The sequence below is a fragment of the Bacillus sp. ES1-5 genome (assembly GCF_022487605.1).
GTDB classification, from domain to species: domain Bacteria; phylum Bacillota; class Bacilli; order Bacillales; family Bacillaceae_G; genus Bacillus_A; species Bacillus_A wiedmannii.
In genome coordinates, this window is the sequence record NZ_JAKVPU010000002.1 from 1 (window position 1) to 15,991 (window position 15,991).

A 15,991-nucleotide genomic window follows, 5' to 3' on the forward strand; every position below is an offset into this window, starting at 1 on the left:
GCATTTAAAATACGTCCCTTTACTTCACGACTTTTGGCAAATCGAACAAGACCTAGTTTCGGCAATTTCATTTTGTTCCCCACAACAGCGATGTTTTCATTTGTTTGTTTTGTGGTATAAGATTGTACGTTGTTCTTTTTAGATTTGAAACGCGGGGCGCTGTTTTGTTTTTTAAAAAAGCGCGTATAAGCATCCGCAAGGTTGCGAACAGACGATTGAATAGCAATACTATCCACTTCTTTTAGCCAAACAAATTCTTTCTTCATGGCAGGAAGTTTGGCAGAGCATGTACCATATGTCAAACCTTTTCCTGTTTCTTTGTATGCATTATCCCATAGAGATAGGAAGTGATTGAATACAAAACGAGAACAACCAATCGTTTTATTGATCAGGATCGCTTGTGCTTTATTTGGATAGATACGAAATTTATACGCTTTATTGATCATCCTTCGTTTCACCTCCATTTCGATATATGTCTATTATACAACAAACATACATTCGATTGATAGTGAAGTGATTATGACAAATTGTCCGGTAACACTTTACATATGTCGAACAATTAAGATGAATTGCCATCTCTTGTTCGATGCCAATTCATCTCCCACCTACTCGCTGGGCTACGTCCTTCACGCTCCTTGAGGAAGGAGTCTTCTTGGCTAAATTGATAAAAAAGTGGACATACTAATCAAGTAGAGGTGATGATAATATGTCTACTAATGATTATGTTCGCTTTGTGACACAGCAGTTTGTGTCGTATATGGATGCTCCAAAAGAAGATCGTAAACAAAAGAAAGAACAACGCCGTGCTGAAAAAGAGCCATTTATGAATAAGTGGTTTGGTGTTATGCCGCTTAGTGCTGCTTTGTTTTATCGAAACGTAAAAAATAAAAGAAAAAAATCAAGTTAACGATTTCGTAATATGTGTAGCGAAATGAAAATCCCCTAGTAGTATGATGCTACTAGGGGATTTTCATTTACTGCACGGATTCTTTTTCTTCTGTAACGGCATGTATTTTATTGTTTACCCAAACAAATCCAATTCCGATACAAATGGAAATGCCCCACCCAACAGCGGTCATAATTGCTCTCATTTCACCATAGCCATCTACACCGAAAACAGAGATGAAATAAATTTTTAAGAAGCTTTTTAATATGAATTGTAGGCCGAAAAATAGCGTTAAGTATTGTAGTGCTGGATAGATACGACTATCACGATACAGTTCACGACTTTTATCACGGTCATGGCCTTGCAATGCGGCAATATCTGCTGCGAAATATAACATAAGTGGTTTTTTTATAAAAATTGTACATATGACGATAATACCGAGTACGATGTGATAATACGCATCGTTCCACAACATTCGTTCAGCTGATCCAGATAATAGGTCTACTGTTGTATTAGAAATGAGTGTAATTAAAATAAAGAACCCTGTCACGTTAAACTGTTTTTCTTTTTTAAAGGTATACAGTGTATAAATAATCCCTGGAACAGAGGAAAGTAACATCGCGTAATAAGGATCGATATAAGGTTTTGCAAATTTCCAAATGAGGAATGGGATTACGAGATAAAAGACAAGATCTAATATAGCTTTTTTATTTTGATTCATATAAATCCTCCTTAAGTCATACATATATTTTATAATATAATTTCTGAAAATTGTATAAGGTTTAATGGGAAAAGAAAAAATATATTACTTTTTGAGGGATTAGTAGATTAAAAAAATTGCCCCTAGCGTAGTAAGTTTTTTTAGTATATAATAAAGGAAACGCTTTCATTTTTGGTTTGTTCACAAAATGGACGGAAAATCACATATTTACTATTGATATGTTGCTTTATAATGAAACTAATTAAATATACATGCATACAATATTGTGAAATAAATAACATAAATAATCTATATAAATGTAAACGTTATCAAAATAGAGAGGTGGAGACAATGAGTAAATTTTTCTTCAATCATAATCCAGCAACAGTAGAGGATGGAAGGCTTGTTAAGTATGCTGAAATTATTTATGGAGAAGGTGGCCGTTCTGTATTAGAAAATTTAATGGTGAAGGCATCTATCAGATTGCGTGATCGTTATCCGAATAAATCTGACGAGCAGATCTCGAACCTAGTAAATAAAGGCATCCATGATATGTTTCAAAAATACGTGAGTGAGTAAGAGTAGCCAATGGCTGCTCTTATTTTTTTGTATAAGGATTGTATCTCTTGCTGAAAATAAGGGGGTATTTTGAAAGATATAAAAAGGGGTGAAAAGATGAGCAATGGAATTGGCCGTTCAAAAGAAAATCTTCCAACTGATGCAAATCATGTGAGTGCAAAGGATCGTGCGTATCAAAAACGTATGGCAAAGCAAAAACAACAAGAGCGTAATGAAGATAGAGAGTAACTCAAAATAAAGCTCCTTCTAAAACAGAAGGGGCTTTTTAAGAAAGAAAATGATTCGCGGTAACATAAAAGAGTCCGCCGTTAATAATTTGCACTGTAATGCGGGGTTCATATTGTTCTTGCAAGGCTTGTTTTTCAATTTCATAGCTTTCAGGAAGTTCATCACTTTCTTCATAAAAACGATTTAAAAGGTCTAAATCGTGATTCCAGCGCACTCTTGCTTCTTTCGCCCACGTATGGTCATCTTCTGCAATTATATTCTTTAAAGCATCCTCTATACGTTGTAAACCGCTTTGCGGTTTAATGATAGGCGAGAGCGTAAAACAAAAGTCAGGTATTTTTGGTGTAAGTTTAATTTTAGCTAATGTTTCATGAAAGTTTGCAATCATTGTGCCAGAAATGAGATGAATACCAATAGAGTGAAGAATGTCTTTTTTTCGATCACATTGATAGGAAACTTTAATATTTACACCGAGCCAAGGATGGAGTGGTGTATGCGTTGCCCCGCTATGCCGTACTTCCTCATATAAACGTATGTAAGAGCCTAATTCTTTTGTCGTTTGGAAAATTTGATGAAGACGTGGTGAACCGTAGTGAATAAGCTCACCATCGCTTTCTTCACTTTCTGGATTTGTAAGAAGAGTAAGGCGCATCGGATTCGGTACGCCTCCTGTTTTCTCAAGATAGTGCCAATAAAAAGGGCGATTCATTAATAATTTATCCATCTCAATTGTTAACTGTACGTCTAATAGATGAGGGGAGCGCTGCAAAATTTCACAGTTATTCGCCTCGAAAAAATTGTATAAGTAATTATGAATTTCATGTTGCTGCATAGCCTTGCACCTCAGCTTCATTTCGTTTCGCGAAGTCGATAATAGATGTTAAGTTTTCCATCTTAATTCGGATTTCTCCTTCGCTTTTTGACTGCGCAAATATTTCTTGAATATGCGCGTCGATGTTTTTCATATTAATTCTCGTTAAAATTTCATCTAGTTCACCGATAACACGCTCGAATAAATTGATTTTTTCGTATAACAATTTCAAAATATGTTCTTCAACAGTATGCTTTGTAGCTAAGTTATAAATATGAACATCATTCTTTTGACCAAGACGGTGAATACGTCCGATTCTTTGCTCAAGGCGCATTGGGTTCCATGGTAAATCGTAATTGATCATATGGCTACAAAATTGTAAGTTAATTCCTTCACCACCAGCTTCCGTTGCGATTAACACTTGAGCACGGTTTTGGAAAAGCTCCTTCATCCAATCTTTTTTCCCGCGTTTAAACCCACCGCGGAATGGTACGGAAGAGATACCATGTTGTTGTAAAAACCATTGTAAATACATTTGCGAAGCTCTGTATTCCGTGAAGATGATGACCTTATCGTCAATTTCTTTTATAAGCTCTAGAGCTTTATTCGCTTTTGAGTTAAAAGGAATATGATTAATTTTGTCCATTAGCACATCAATATGCGGGTCTTTTATGTAATGTTCATTTTCCTTCTGTCGTTTTTCTACATGTTTTTTTAATGAATAGTAGACAGCCTCACGACTACTACACGCTTCCCGTTTTAAAGTTAACGATGAGAAAGCGGATGTGAAGGCGTCTTGTCCTCGCCAATTTTCAATCCCGTTATATAAAGCTTGCTCTTCTTCATTAAACTCAACGAAAATTGTACGTACATGTCTCTTTGGCCAATCAATTCCGGTATTATGACGTCGATTTCGGACCATCACTTTGTTAATAAGAGCTTTTAAATCTTCATCAGATTCGGCTGAACGATTTTTTGAAGCGTAATATTCTTCAAAGTTGGATTGATTGCCTAAATGTCCTGGCTTTAATAAAGAAACGAGGTTGAAAATTTCATCAATCTTATTTTGAACAGGCGTAGCAGTTAATAATAAACAAAATTTCTTTTTTAATCGCTGTGCAAATTCATAGTTTTTTGTTTTATTATTTTTAAGTTTATGTGCTTCATCGATAATAATAAGGTCATATTCTAAGTTCAAAACGATATCACGATGCGGTGAACGTTTTGCAGTATCAATTGATGATACAATCACATCGGCTTGTTCCCACGAGTAGCTTTTCTTTTGGGCTATAGCTGGAATAAAAAACTTTGTATTTAATTCGTATGCCCATTGTGATACGAGAGAGGCAGGGACGAGTATAAGTACTTTTTTCACAAGGCCGCGGACCATATATTCTTTTAAAATAAGCCCAGCTTCAATTGTTTTCCCAAGTCCCACTTCATCTGCTAGTATCGCTTTACCATTCATTTGTTCAATAACATTTTGAGCGACTTCTAATTGATGCGGAAGTGGTGTGAAATGAGATAAATGTTTCGGTGCTTGTAATCCATCGAAAGTAGGAACAAGTAATGATTTTTCTGTTTTATAAGCTAAATGATATAAATCCCAGTTTGTCCAAGGACCATCTTCGTTAATTCTATTTAAAAAATTGTTTTGCCACGTTCGATCTACGGAAATATCGACATTCATTACGACTCTCCCACCTTCTATAAACTAAAGTAATTATTAGAAAAATCTTTATTATATAAGCCTTGTAATAAGGCGCTATTACACATACTGAAAGTTAAAGAATAGGCAAAGATAAAGGGCTAAATTTTGAAAGTTGTATTTAATAAGATTAAGAATGAAAAATTCTAAATTATTTTTTATGCTAGAATATTGATGAAATATAGCGAATGATGTTAGGATAATGGTGTGAAATGTGTGGAATCTTTCGTATTTTATCCAAGAAAGTGATTTTTTATTTACGCTTTCATAAAAAAATATAATGAGATTCCGTATATCCTATCTTTTCAGAGTGAAAATGTTTAGATATGGCGAGCAACTTTTATTGATTTGTCAAAGCATAAGGGGGAGAGAGCATGATTACATTACAACGTACACCGTTATTTGATGTATACGCGAAGTATGGTGGAAAAACAATCGACTTCGGTGGTTGGGAATTACCAGTTCAATTTTCAAGCATTAAAGAAGAACATGAAGCTGTACGTACGGCTGCAGGTTTGTTCGATGTGTCTCATATGGGAGAAGTTGAGATAAAAGGTGTAGATAGTTTAGCATTTTTACAACGTGTTGTTACAAATGACGTTTCTACTTTAAAGGTAGGAGGCGCACAATATACAGCTATGTGCTACGAAAATGGTGGTACAGTAGATGATTTATTAATCTACAAACGTGGTGAAGAAGACTATTTATTAGTAATCAATGCATCAAATATCGAGAAAGATTACGAATGGTTAGCTAGCCATGTAATTGGCGATGCGACAGTAGTCAATGTTTCTAGTGAAGTTGCACAGCTTGCAATTCAAGGTCCAAAAGCAGAAGGCATTTTACAAAAAGTTGTGTCAGAAGATTTGAAAGAAATTAAGTTCTTTAAATTTAAAAACGATATTCTTGTAGATGGAATTCCAGCACTTGTATCTCGTACAGGTTACACAGGTGAAGATGGATTTGAAATTTACTGTAAGAGTGAAGATGCTGCAAAACTTTGGGAGAAACTTCTTGAAGTTGGAGCAGAAGAAGGCTTAAAAGCATGTGGTTTAGGTGCTCGTGATACACTTCGCTTCGAAGCAACATTACCACTTTATGGTCAAGAATTATCAAAAGATATTACACCGATTGAAGTTGGCATTGGCTTTGCGGTAAAACCAAATAAAGAAGCAGACTTCTTTGGAAAAGAAACGTTAAAAGAGCAAAAAGAAAACGGTGCGCCTCGTAAGTTAGTTGGCATCGAAGTAATCGAACGTGGAATTCCTCGTACACATTACCCTGTATTTATTGGAGAAGAAAAAATCGGGGAAGTAACGAGTGGTACACAATCTCCAACGTTAAAGAAAAGCATTGGTTTAGCACTAATTGATGTAAAATACGCAGCAGTTGATACAGAAGTAGAAATTGAAATTCGTAATAAACGCGTCAAAGCAGTAGTTGTTCCAACACCATTTTATAAACGTTCAAAGTAACGGGGAGAGGGGTAGATTTCATGTTGCATCGTTATCTTCCAATGACAGAAGAAGACAAAAAAGAAATGTTACAAACGATCGGCGTTCAAACGATCGATGAGTTATTCTCTGATATTCCAGAGAGTGTTCGTTTTAAAGGGGATTTAAAAATTAAAGAAGCAAAATCAGAGCCAGAGCTTTTAAAAGAGTTAACTCAAATGGCTAGTAAAAATGCTAACTTAAAAGAGTACGCTTCTTTCTTAGGAGCAGGCGTATATGATCATTACGCTCCAGTAATTGTAGATCACGTTATCTCTCGCTCAGAATTTTATACAGCTTACACACCATACCAACCAGAAATTTCACAGGGGGAATTACAAGCAATCTTTGAATTCCAAACAATGATTTGTGAATTAACAGGAATGGATGTAGCAAACTCTTCTATGTACGACGGAGGTACAGCTTTAGCTGAAGCGGCGATGCTAGCAGCTGGCCATACTCGCAAAAAGAAAATTCTTGTATCTAGTGCAGTTCATCCAGAATCAAGAGCAGTACTTGAAACGTATGCAAAAGGTCAACATCTTGAAGTTGTTGAAATTAATCATAAAGATGGTGTAACAGATTTAGACGTATTACAAAGTGAAGTAGATGATACAGTTGCTTGTGTAATCGTTCAATATCCAAACTTCTTCGGACAAGTTGAAAAATTAGCTGATATTGAAAAAATCGTTCATCAACAAAAATCATTATTTATCGTTTCTTCAAATCCATTATCATTAGGCGCATTAACACCACCAGGGAAATTTGGTGCTGATATTGTAATCGGTGATGCACAACCATTTGGTATTCCAACGCAGTTTGGTGGACCACACTGTGGTTACTTTGCAACAACGAAAGCATTTATGCGTAAAATTCCAGGACGTCTTGTTGGACAAACTGTAGATTCAGATGGTAAACGTGGGTTTGTATTAACGTTACAAGCACGTGAACAGCATATTCGCCGTGACAAAGCGACGTCTAACATTTGTTCAAATCAAGCGTTAAATGCATTAGCGGCATCAGTTGCAATGACCGCACTTGGTAAACAAGGTGTGAAAGAAATGGCACGTCAAAATATTTCTAAAGCACAATATGCAAAACGTCAATTTGAAGCGCAAGGCTTCACAGTTACATTTGCTGGACCATTCTTCAATGAGTTTGTTGTAGATTGCAAGCGTCCAGTGAAAGAAGTAAACGATGCATTATTACAAAAGAATATTATCGGCGGTTACGATCTAGGCCGTGATTATAAAGAGCATGAGAACCATATGCTTGTAGCAGTAACTGAGCTTCGTACAAAAGAGGAAATTGACACACTTGTAAACGAAATGGGGGCTATCCAATGAAGAACCAAGACCAAGCACTTATCTTTGAAGTGAGTAAAGAAGGACGCATAGGATATAGCCTACCAAAATTAGATGTAGAAGAAGTGAAACTAGAAGATGTGTTTGAGAGCGATTATATTCGAGTAGAAGATGCTGAGCTACCAGAAGTATCTGAACTTGACATTATGCGCCACTATACAGCACTTTCAAACCGTAACCACGGTGTTGATTCTGGATTCTATCCACTTGGATCTTGTACGATGAAATATAATCCGAAAATTAATGAGAATGTAGCTCGTTTCGCAGGATTTGCAAATATTCATCCATTACAAGATGAAAAGACAGTACAAGGTGCAATGGAATTAATGTACGACTTACAAGAGCATTTAATTGAAATTACAGGTATGGATACCGTTACATTACAGCCAGCAGCTGGTGCACACGGAGAATGGACAGGCTTAATGTTAATTCGTGCATACCATGAAGCAAATGGTGACTTTAACCGTACGAAAGTAATTGTTCCTGACTCTGCTCACGGAACGAATCCAGCATCTGCAACTGTAGCTGGTTTTGAAACAATTACAGTAAAATCAAATGAACATGGTCTTGTTGACTTAGAAGATTTAAAACGTGTTGTAAACGAAGAAACAGCAGCACTTATGTTAACAAATCCTAATACATTAGGTCTATTCGAAGAAAATATTTTAGAAATGGCAGAAATCGTCCATAACGCAGGCGGTAAATTATACTATGATGGTGCAAACTTAAATGCGGTATTAAGCCAAGCGCGCCCAGGAGATATGGGATTTGACGTTGTGCATTTAAACCTTCATAAAACATTTACAGGTCCTCACGGCGGCGGTGGCCCAGGTTCGGGTCCAGTAGGTGTGAAAGCTGATTTAATTCCGTACTTACCAAAACCAATTTTAGAGAAAACGGAAAATGGCTATCACTTTAACTATGATCGTCCAGAAGCAATTGGGCGCGTAAAACCATTCTATGGTAACTTCGGAATTAACGTTCGTGCATACACATATATTCGTTCTATGGGTCCAGATGGACTACGTGCAGTAACGGAGTATGCGGTATTAAATGCGAACTATATGATGAGAAGATTAGCACCATTTTATGATCTTCCATTCGATAGACATTGTAAGCATGAGTTTGTATTATCAGGTCGTCGTCAAAAGAAACTTGGTGTACGTACATTAGATATCGCAAAACGCCTGCTTGATTTCGGTTACCATCCACCAACAATTTACTTCCCATTAAATGTGGAAGAATGTATTATGATTGAGCCGACAGAAACAGAATCAAAAGAAACATTAGATGGTTTCATTGATAAGATGATTCAAATTGCTAAAGAAGTAGAAGAAAATCCAGAAGTTGTACAAGAAGCGCCACATACAACGGTAATTAAACGTTTGGATGAAACATTGGCTGCACGTAAACCAGTTTTACGTTATGAAAAGCTAGCTCCTGTACAAGTTTGATTAGCATAACAAAGGAAGAACTCGCTATATGCGGGTTCTTTTTTTTGTATGGAGAATTTGTGCAGAATTAGTGAATAAAATGTTAAAAGTTTATATTTTTTGTTTCATAATGGCGTAAAGAAGCAGTTTCATAGGTGATTTTGTTGAAAAAGTCGGTTTGATAAAAGTATTTATTTTTGTTAGAATTTTATTGAAATTAAGAAGATGTAATGAGATAGAAATGACTCATTTTTATGTATATGTGAAAAAACGAGCAAGATGGGGGTGGAAATGTGGGATATCGGTGTTATAGAATGATATACCATTTAGAAAACGGAAAAACGATTAAAGATGTAAAAGAATTTTGTTATCGAGATCAAGGAAAAGTATTAGAAAGAGTAGCACATCGTGTAATGGATAATAGAGAAGTGACGGCAATTGATAAGAAAGGAACAATCATTTCAATAGCATGTGAGGACATTGTAAAGGTGGAACTTGATTACATAACAGAAAGTTAACCTTGAGTCATATCGAATTATTCGATACAATATACTGTTGAATGGTGACGAGAGAAGAGAGGAGTTTATTATGGGTAGTACAAGACACTTTTATATGTTTATCTTAGCGTTTGTTCTTGTTGTAGCATTAACGATTTATTTAATTATTGATAGCACTTGGTACAATACAGTTCATCCGGCGTTCCTTCTGTTTATGTATGTAGGAATTGCGGTAGTGAGTTTTGGAATGAGAGATGAGATGTTAGATCGCTTTGAAAAGTGATACATATATGAAAGACCAACAGGAAAATGTTGGTCTTTTTTTCTTGCCAAAAATAGGATGTCGTGTATATACTGTATATATAAGATATACACAGTATATACACACTGGAGGAAAACATGAATATTATTATTTCGAATTCTTCCCAAGACCCTATTTATGTGCAAATAAGAAAACAATTAAGCCAGCTTATTTTAAATGGTGGTTTAAAGGGCGGAGACCAATTACCGTCTATTCGTAGCTTAGCGAAGGAATTACAAATTAGTGTAATTACAACGAAGCGTGCGTACGAGGAGCTTGAAAAAGAAGGATATATAGAAACTGTTGCTGGGAAGGGGACTTATGTTTCACGTAAAAATAATGAAATACTAAAAGAACAAAGGCTACATCTATTGGAAAGTAAAGCGGAAGAGATTGTAAATGAAAGTAAAGCGTTGCAGCTTTCACTTGAAGATTTACAGCAGATGATTGCGTGTTTATATGAGGGGGAATAAGAGATGTTAGAGCTAAAAAACGTTTGTAAAAGTTATCAAGATTTTGCAGTGAAAAATATAAGTTTTACATTACCACGAGGATATATTATGGGATTTGTTGGACCAAATGGAGCCGGGAAAAGTACGACGATCAAAATGATTATGAATTTAATTAGAAAAGATAGTGGCGATATAAAAATTTTTGGTAAAGACAATAAGAAATCCGAGAAGGAAATAAAACAAAATATTGGTTTTGTATATGATGAAAATCATTACTATGAAGATTTAACGTGTGAACAAATGAAACGTATTATTGCACCGTTATATAAAAAGTGGGACGAAGAGCAATACAAATCGTATATGCACAGATTACAAGTTCCGAAGTATAAAAAAATTAAAGAACTCTCAAAAGGGATGAAAATGAAATTTGCGATTGCCATTGCACTTTCACATCACGCGGAGTGTATCATTATGGATGAACCGACAGCAGGGTTAGATCCAGTTGTTCGAAGTGAATTACTTGATATGTTGCAAGAAATTGTAATGGAGGATGAAGTATCCGTATTATTCTCAACGCACATTACAACAGACTTAGAACGCATCGCAGATTATATTACGTTCATCAATGATGGAGAAATTATATTTACTGGTGAGAAAGATGAACTAATGGAGCACTACATAATTGTAAAAGGAAGTAATGATTTATTAGACCGAGAAGGAAAAGAGCTATTGGTTGGATTACGAAAAAATAAATTTGGTTTCGAAGGTTTAGCGAAGGATAAACAAGCAATTATCGATTGGTTTGGAAATGAGGTTGTACTAGAAAAGCCTACATTAGATGATATTATCGTTTACACCGCGAAAGGGAGAGGTGCTTATGCGTCAGCTCGTATATAAAGATTTGTTCTTTTTTCGGGTAACGTGGTTAGTGAATTTTGTTATGCCCCTTGTGTTATTTATGTTAGATCCAAGTGGTGAAGGGTTATTTCCGATGAGTTGTCTATTTATAACACTTTCTTCGGTTATGACGTTAATCTTTATGGATGAAAGGAATAAAAGTGACATTATTATAAATAGTTTACCGGTAAATCGAAAGGATATCGTCATTGCTAGATATATTTCCTGTGCAATATTCATTGTAGGTGGCATGCTCTCTACGATGTTAGTTGTTTTTCTTATAAGAGGCATTGTGGTCATTGGTGATATCGGTGCCTATCATCCTAATTTATACATTGAAATTCCATGGTATGAAGTAATAAATGGAGCTATTTACGCCTTGTTTTTTGTTGTGATACTTTTCCCTAGTTATTACGGTACAAAATCGAAGGTAGTAAGAAGTATAGTATCAGCAGCATCAATGGGAGTGGGTGTAATTTTTTGGATGTTTATTAGTGATGGGCTGAATGAAACAGCACCTTCATTCATTGAGTGGATTATGAATCCTATGCATATTGGTGTATTTATAGTTGGATTCATAACATTAGTTAGTATTTATATCGCTTCTATGTTTCTTACAATTAAAATTTATGAAACGCGTGATTTATAGAGAGGGGAATTCATATGCAACAGTTGATTTTGAAGGAGTTTTTCTTACAGAAGAAGATGTTTCCTTTCTATTTTTTAATACCTATTTTATCTGTTTTTAGAAATTCCGTAGAACCGATGGGGATTGCAATAGGATTATTTATAACATGTAGTACGATTATATATATTTCTTTTTATTATGACGAGAAAAGTAAAATAGAAAAAGTGTTAGTGAGTTTGCCGATAATGAGAAAAGAGATAGTTATAGCTAAATATATTTCAAGCACATTATTTATTATAGTCGGTTTGAGCATAACTTCTATAGTCGTAATATTAGGAAATATTTTGTTGAACAGAGATATAGTTATTCCTGGATATGCAATATTTTCAGCAATAGTAGCAACTTTGATTTATTGTGTAGTAACGATACCTACTAATTACATTGGAGGATATAAAGCTATTACTGTCTTGAATGTGATTATGATTTTTCCTTTAATGGGTATGATTGGCCTTATGTGCAATATTTTTGGTGATGAAATAATTATGTTAAAAGTACTCCACTCTCAAGAGGCTACACTAGCAATGAGTTTTCTTGGTATCGGAGTGTTAGTAAGTATAGTCATATCAATGTTTCTCTCAATGAAAATGTTTCAGGAGGCAGAGTTATAGAAGGGACATTTTCATATTAGGAGGGTAAAGCATGATCAAGCAACTAGTTTTAAAAGATATGATGTTGCAAAGAAAGTTAGGATTTGTTGGTTTTATATGCTTGCTTTTCCTTTTAATTGTTGATTTTGGTAGCGAAAATTTTCTTATGACGCTTAGTATAACTATACCTATCCTTGGAACAATTTGGTCGACGAGTTATGAGGCTAGAAATAAGAGTGAAAAGATATTAAATAGTTTACCACTTCAACGTAAGGAAATTGTCATAGCAAAGTACATATTTGTAAGTATTTTAGTTGTTTTAGGTGTGATTTTCTCACTTTTGGTTGGTCTAATTCAGTTGCAAAATGAACATATAACTGGATTTATGCTGTGGGGAGCAATTCTCGGCGGAATAACGGGAGGATTGGTTTATAGCATGATCGTACTTCCAATTGAATTTTCGGTAGAATATGGCAGTTCGAAACAGGCTGCTTATTTTATGGGAATTATAGTTGGTGGATTAAGTGGAGTGATTGTAAGTAGTGTATGGTTAGATGTAGAGAATGCTTGGAGCACGAGTTTAGTCGTAAATGTTTGTTTTATAGCTGGGCTGCTTCTTTTATATATCATATCTATGTTATTTTCAATTAATTTGTATAGTGAGCGTGATTTGTAGGGGAGAGGAGAATAGTTTTGAAACAATTAATTTTAAAGGATTTTATTATTCAATGGAAATTTTTAATGTGGTACATACTATATCCTATTCTCTTTTATATGGCCTTCAAAGATACGGAAAATGTATTCATAATTATGTCGGTTATTTTTACAGTTATGGCAACGATAAAAACGTTTGAAGCCGATGGGAAAAATGAGAGTGAATTAATAGTAAATAGTTTACCGATATTGAAAAAAGAAATTGTATTTGCAAAATATGTCGTATCGATTATTATTCTTTTCATAAGCGTATCAATTGGTTGTTTTACGGTGGGGATGAAGAATGGGACTAATATATTTGAATTTATTGAAACGACAATGGTTGCTAGTATTAGCTTTATTTTAGTGTATTTAAGTTTGGTTTTACCGCTATCGTTTTGGCTAGGGTATAAGAAAACTATTTTTATTACGATAGTAATATTCATGGCAACGATTGTTGTTTTAGAAGCTTTGTTTCAAATCAACCTAGAACAAATTCAACTATATAACAGCGTGTTATTCGTTAGTTCAATATGCATGTTCATAGCATCTGTCTTCGTTTCAGTGAAATTGTATGAGAAGAGAGAATTTTAAAAGGTGCCCTATAAAAGGCACCTTCTTCAATAACGACAATATGAAAGTAAGAGTTTATAAACAGAGAGGCTATTCGGTACAACATCTTTTGGAGTATGTAATATAAAGCTGAAAACGATAACGAGAATGAGAAAGAGGAAAAATAAAAATAGGATCTGCTTATGTATAGAATTTTGCATATTATCCACTCCTTTTTTAGGTAGTATGTCCAAAAGAAAGGAGGGTATGAAAAATTTTAGGGGGAGAATGATGAACAAAAGAAAATGGTTATATAGAATAGGGATATTTTTATTTTCAATCGGTCTCATATTAGCAAATTTTTATTCAGATATACCATCGCCATTTCCTAATTTGCATAAGGGAATTGGTATAAGTATTGTCATAGTTGGTCTTCTTTGTCTTATCACATCAAACTTCTACAGAAAGTCTGAATGAATATAAAAAAGGACAGTTACTCTTTTTCAGAAGTACTGTCCTTTTTAAATAATGTATTCCATAGTTTGGCGATACTCCATATAATGACGATTGCAATGGAGGCAATAACTGACCAAACAATAGATGCAATTTCAAGTGCCATGTTAGGAAGAAATGTAAGAATGGATACGACTCTATGAAACAACCATTCTATTATATGAAAACTGATTTGCAATAGAATGACGATCCCGAGTGTAATCCATGCTAACATTTGTTTTCCTTTTTCTTTCCACATGACATTCACCTCACGTTAGCTTAATAGTTTTAAGCCAACAGCGCCACATAGAATGCAGCTTAAGAAGGCAAGACGACGCCAATCCGCTGATTCACGGAAAATAAGAATACCTAGAAGTGCACTTCCGGCAGTTCCGATTCCAGTCCAAATCGCGTAAGCAGTTCCCATCGGTAATGTGTTCATCGCGAGAGATAAGAAGAAGAAGCTTACGCCGAAGTTAGCGATTAAAATAACTTTTGGTGCCCAGCCTTTCTTTTCAGTGGCTACTTTCATAAAGAGTACACCAATAATTTCACAAATACCAGCTAGAATTAAAAATAACCAAGCCATTTTATGCGGCCTCCTTCGCTTCTTTTTCTTCTGTTACTCGTTTTAGCCCAATTACTCCGAAGAAGATTAAACCGATTAATAAAACTTTTACAATAGAGAAAGGTTCTCCGAAGACGAAAATTTCTGTAAGAACGATCCCACCAGCTCCAATTCCTGTAAAGACTGCGTATACAGTGCCGACAGGTAAATCTTTATAAGCTCTAAATAATAAGACGAAACTAATTGTAATTAATAACGCAACACCAGCCCATTCAAGTGGTGCCTCCGCTTTTTTAAGTCCAATGACCCAAAAGATTTCAATAATGCCAGCTATGATTACATAAATCCATGCCATATGTCATTTCTCCTTCCTACCAGTCGTTAGGTAAAGGGCTTAAAAACGACGCATTGCAAAGGAGCAATCCGTCAGTTTGAAAGACCTCGCCAAAATACTTGCCAAGAGGCGTTTAAACGAGTCTCAAAGCGATTTAAACCTGCAAATAGTAGTTCAACCATAAGTCCGTCCAGTAAGCATAGAAAAGCTTCTAGAGCGTCTTTTACTTCAATGTTATGCAGTTCACTTTGCTCGTTTGCCTGTTTAAATATAGGGAATAAAAGTTTTCCGACGTTTTCAATGTGAGCATTCGCTTTTTCGATAATTTGTACGCGGAATGCATCAGGCGGAAAATAGGAAGTTCGTAACCAAAACATTGATTCTTCACTTTCACCAAATCGTTTTGCGTAGCCCTTTAGTAACTGTAAGAGCAATTCTTCAGTAGACGAATTTGAAAACTTTTCGATATCGTCTGTGAAGCTCTGTAAATCTTTTTGAAGAGCGGATTCTAAGCATATAAAATATAGCTCTTCTTTTCCTTTAAAGTGTGCGTAAATCGATGGTTTTTTAATCCCGACTTCTTGAGCAATATTTGCCAATGAAGTTCCTTCATAGCCGTAGCGTGCGAAATGAGAAAGTGCTACAGCTTTAATGCGGTTTGCTGTCATTTTCATCCCCTACCTACCGTTCGTTAGGTTCATTATATGAGATGGAAAATATAAAGTCAA

At 35.2% G+C, this 15,991-nt stretch carries 24 protein-coding genes; 15 read left to right on the forward strand and 9 right to left on the reverse strand.

All coding sequences use genetic code 11. The annotated features are described in order from the left end of the window. Nucleotides 1-446, reverse strand: a 446-nt coding sequence (locus MKO96_RS09665) for an RNA-guided endonuclease TnpB family protein (RefSeq protein ID WP_240587395.1), incomplete at its 3' end; no start/stop codon positions are given. Nucleotides 447-706: 260 nt separating this feature from the next. Here MKO96_RS09665 and MKO96_RS09670 point away from each other — a divergent pair. Then, on the forward strand, nt 707-907 hold the full coding sequence (locus MKO96_RS09670; RefSeq protein ID WP_000106081.1) for a YqzE family protein: 201 nt from the start codon (nt 707-709) through the stop codon (nt 905-907). Nucleotides 908-974: 67 nt separating this feature from the next. Here MKO96_RS09670 and MKO96_RS09675 read toward each other — a convergent pair whose 3' ends face one another. Further along, nucleotides 975-1,607 carry a VC0807 family protein gene (locus MKO96_RS09675; protein WP_001073110.1) on the reverse strand — a complete coding sequence of 211 codons (633 nt, stop codon included), beginning with the start codon at nt 1,605-1,607 and terminating at the stop codon, nt 975-977. A 140-nt stretch (nt 1,608-1,747) separates the two neighbouring features. Continuing rightward, nucleotides 1,748-1,864: a GTP pyrophosphokinase gene (locus MKO96_RS09680; protein ID WP_083322864.1), complete on the reverse strand. Its 117-nt coding sequence runs from the start codon at nt 1,862-1,864 to the stop codon at nt 1,748-1,750. Between the two features lie 73 nt (nt 1,865-1,937). On the opposite strand from MKO96_RS09680, the gene MKO96_RS09685 reads away from it, so the two are divergent. Then, complete coding sequence (locus tag MKO96_RS09685; protein ID WP_000032702.1) at nt 1,938-2,165, forward strand: hypothetical protein; 228 nt, start codon at nt 1,938-1,940, stop codon at nt 2,163-2,165. 96 nt (nt 2,166-2,261) lie between these two features. After that, the gene (locus tag MKO96_RS29370) at nt 2,262-2,393 is read left to right on the forward strand and encodes a hypothetical protein (protein WP_000064668.1); all 132 of its coding nucleotides are present in this window, start codon (nt 2,262-2,264) and stop codon (nt 2,391-2,393) included. Nucleotides 2,394-2,430: 37 nt separating this feature from the next. Here MKO96_RS29370 and MKO96_RS09690 read toward each other — a convergent pair whose 3' ends face one another. Continuing rightward, nucleotides 2,431-3,225 carry a YqhG family protein gene (locus MKO96_RS09690; protein ID WP_098208621.1) on the reverse strand — a complete coding sequence of 265 codons (795 nt, stop codon included), beginning with the start codon at nt 3,223-3,225 and terminating at the stop codon, nt 2,431-2,433. Then, nucleotides 3,212-4,894, reverse strand: a complete 1,683-nt coding sequence (locus MKO96_RS09695) for a DEAD/DEAH box helicase (protein ID WP_240587396.1) — start codon at nt 4,892-4,894, stop codon at nt 3,212-3,214. The genes MKO96_RS09690 and MKO96_RS09695 overlap by 14 nt, the downstream gene beginning before the upstream one ends. 392 nt (nt 4,895-5,286) lie before the next feature. Here MKO96_RS09695 and gcvT point away from each other — a divergent pair, with 392 nt between their 5' ends. From gcvT to MKO96_RS09755, 12 genes are all read left to right on the forward strand, one after another. After that, entirely contained in the window at nt 5,287-6,387 is a 1,101-nt protein-coding gene (gene gcvT, locus MKO96_RS09700; RefSeq protein ID WP_240587397.1) for a glycine cleavage system aminomethyltransferase GcvT, read from the forward strand. A gap of 20 nt (nt 6,388-6,407) precedes the next feature. Then, nucleotides 6,408-7,751, forward strand: a complete 1,344-nt coding sequence (gene gcvPA / locus MKO96_RS09705) for an aminomethyl-transferring glycine dehydrogenase subunit 1 (protein ID WP_000903245.1) — start codon at nt 6,408-6,410, stop codon at nt 7,749-7,751. Beyond that, on the forward strand, nt 7,748-9,223 hold the full coding sequence (gene gcvPB / locus MKO96_RS09710) for an aminomethyl-transferring glycine dehydrogenase subunit 2 (protein ID WP_000795689.1): 1,476 nt from the start codon (nt 7,748-7,750) through the stop codon (nt 9,221-9,223). The genes gcvPA and gcvPB overlap by 4 nt, the downstream gene beginning before the upstream one ends. Before the next feature lie 293 nt (nt 9,224-9,516). Continuing rightward, nucleotides 9,517-9,720: a DUF3929 family protein gene (locus MKO96_RS09715; protein WP_000639158.1), complete on the forward strand. Its 204-nt coding sequence runs from the start codon at nt 9,517-9,519 to the stop codon at nt 9,718-9,720. Between the two features lie 70 nt (nt 9,721-9,790). After that, nucleotides 9,791-9,982 (forward strand): hypothetical protein, encoded by a 192-nt coding sequence (locus MKO96_RS09720; RefSeq protein ID WP_240587398.1) that lies wholly within the window; start codon nt 9,791-9,793, stop codon nt 9,980-9,982. A 116-nt stretch (nt 9,983-10,098) separates the two neighbouring features. Next, nucleotides 10,099-10,473, forward strand: coding sequence for a GntR family transcriptional regulator (locus tag MKO96_RS09725; RefSeq protein WP_240587399.1), 375 nt, complete (start codon nt 10,099-10,101; stop codon nt 10,471-10,473). A 3-nt stretch (nt 10,474-10,476) separates the two neighbouring features. Continuing rightward, nucleotides 10,477-11,349 carry an ABC transporter ATP-binding protein gene (locus MKO96_RS09730; RefSeq protein WP_240587400.1) on the forward strand — a complete coding sequence of 291 codons (873 nt, stop codon included), beginning with the start codon at nt 10,477-10,479 and terminating at the stop codon, nt 11,347-11,349. Further along, entirely contained in the window at nt 11,330-11,998 is a 669-nt protein-coding gene (locus MKO96_RS09735) for an ABC-2 transporter permease (protein ID WP_240587401.1), read from the forward strand. The genes MKO96_RS09730 and MKO96_RS09735 overlap by 20 nt, the downstream gene beginning before the upstream one ends. A 14-nt stretch (nt 11,999-12,012) precedes the next feature. After that, a complete protein-coding gene (locus MKO96_RS09740) occupies nt 12,013-12,645 on the forward strand; it encodes an ABC-2 transporter permease (RefSeq protein ID WP_240587402.1) in 633 nt (210 codons plus the stop codon). A 31-nt stretch (nt 12,646-12,676) separates the two neighbouring features. Further along, nucleotides 12,677-13,300 carry an ABC-2 transporter permease gene (locus MKO96_RS09745; protein ID WP_240587403.1) on the forward strand — a complete coding sequence of 208 codons (624 nt, stop codon included), beginning with the start codon at nt 12,677-12,679 and terminating at the stop codon, nt 13,298-13,300. Nucleotides 13,301-13,317: 17 nt separating this feature from the next. Continuing rightward, nucleotides 13,318-13,911, forward strand: a complete 594-nt coding sequence (locus MKO96_RS09750) for an ABC-2 transporter permease (RefSeq protein ID WP_240587404.1) — start codon at nt 13,318-13,320, stop codon at nt 13,909-13,911. A 249-nt stretch (nt 13,912-14,160) separates the two neighbouring features. Then, nucleotides 14,161-14,346 carry a hypothetical protein gene (locus MKO96_RS09755; protein ID WP_048531110.1) on the forward strand — a complete coding sequence of 62 codons (186 nt, stop codon included), beginning with the start codon at nt 14,161-14,163 and terminating at the stop codon, nt 14,344-14,346. A gap of 16 nt (nt 14,347-14,362) precedes the next feature. Here MKO96_RS09755 and MKO96_RS09760 read toward each other — a convergent pair whose 3' ends face one another. The 4 genes from MKO96_RS09760 to MKO96_RS09775 all read right to left on the reverse strand — a co-directional run bounded on the left by MKO96_RS09760 (nt 14,363) and on the right by MKO96_RS09775 (nt 15,937). Further along, complete coding sequence (locus MKO96_RS09760; protein ID WP_240587405.1) at nt 14,363-14,620, reverse strand: DUF3975 family protein; 258 nt, start codon at nt 14,618-14,620, stop codon at nt 14,363-14,365. 15 nt (nt 14,621-14,635) lie between these two features. Continuing rightward, on the reverse strand, nt 14,636-14,950 hold the full coding sequence (locus MKO96_RS09765; protein WP_046956356.1) for a DMT family transporter: 315 nt from the start codon (nt 14,948-14,950) through the stop codon (nt 14,636-14,638). 1 nt (nt 14,951) lies between these two features. After that, nucleotides 14,952-15,284, reverse strand: coding sequence for a DMT family transporter (locus MKO96_RS09770; protein WP_000312344.1), 333 nt, complete (start codon nt 15,282-15,284; stop codon nt 14,952-14,954). Between the two features lie 71 nt (nt 15,285-15,355). Further along, nucleotides 15,356-15,937 (reverse strand): TetR/AcrR family transcriptional regulator, encoded by a 582-nt coding sequence (locus MKO96_RS09775; protein ID WP_002107720.1) that lies wholly within the window; start codon nt 15,935-15,937, stop codon nt 15,356-15,358. Between the last annotated feature and the right edge of the window lie 54 nt (nt 15,938-15,991).